Consider the following 1,011-nt stretch of genomic DNA (forward strand, 5'->3'; position numbering starts at 1 on the left):
CAGCTGTACGGCGAAAGCCTCGTCCCACTTCAACCTGTACCGGGCCAGTTGCAGATCCTTGTCGGAGCTCGGCCGGTGGATCTCCCGCAGGGCAGGGTGCCCGCCGCCCGGGCGGGTCCGGGCAGGCCGAACAGTGTCGCGGCGACGAGCGCCGCGGCCGCCCCGGCGGTGCGGATCTTGAGCATGGAGGCGCGCGGTGACCAGGAACGCATGATGTGCCTTTCGCGTGGCTGCGGCCGCAGCGCGTACCGGACGCTGCGAGGACACGACATCGTTGTTAACGGTCACATAGATGTATCCCTATGTTACGGGATTGTCAATCAGCCGGCCCGGGGGCGGTGCGTTCGCCGTCAGCTGCGGTTGTCGCCGAAGTCGGTGTGCATGAGCTCGGCCAGGGTCTCCAGGCCGCCGCCCACTCCGGCCGCGGCCACCGCCGCCACGACGGTGACGGCCTGCAACGCGTGGGTGGCTCCCCGGCCGTTGCCGGCCGCGACGAGACCACGGACGACCGCACGGGGCAGGATCCGGCGGACGTAGTCGCGTTCGACGCCCAGTTTCTGGACGCGGGGCAGCAGCCGTGCCATCTGGACCTTGCCCCGGCCCTCGGCGTAGCAGCGGCGCATCAGGAACCGGAACGTGGAGCGTTCGGTGGGCACCTCGTGGTCGATCAGCGCGCCCGGCACGTACATCCAGTGCCCGCCGCCCGCGGCGCTCATCCGCAGGCACAGCTCCGTGTCCTCGGGCCGGTTGCGGTCGCCCAGCTTGCCGAAGCCGGTCCGGAAGCCGCCGACGGCGGTGAAGGCGTCGCGCCGGACCATCATGCTGGCCGACCAGACGTTGCGGATCGGCGCGGTGGCCGTCGGCATGCCGGTGTAGGAGACGCCGACCGTCCACAGCAGCTCGTCGGGCATCCACCGGGGCCGTTCGCCGGACCAGGCCGGGAGGGTGCCGCCCCCGGCGCCGCCCCCCGCCCGGGGGGGGGACGGCCCCCAGGGCCGGCCGGGGCAGTAC

At 72.6% G+C, this 1,011-nt stretch carries 1 protein-coding gene; it reads right to left on the minus strand.

Going from position 1 to position 1,011, the window contains the following annotated elements; all coding sequences use genetic code 11:
• Positions 1–350: 350 nt before the first annotated feature.
• On the minus strand, positions 351–1,011 hold a 661-nt coding region (locus AB0C29_RS50320; RefSeq protein ID WP_360835740.1), incomplete at its 5' end, for a hypothetical protein.

The organism is Actinoplanes sp. NPDC048791, assembly GCF_040650095.1.
Lineage (GTDB): Bacteria > Actinomycetota > Actinomycetes > Mycobacteriales > Micromonosporaceae > Actinoplanes.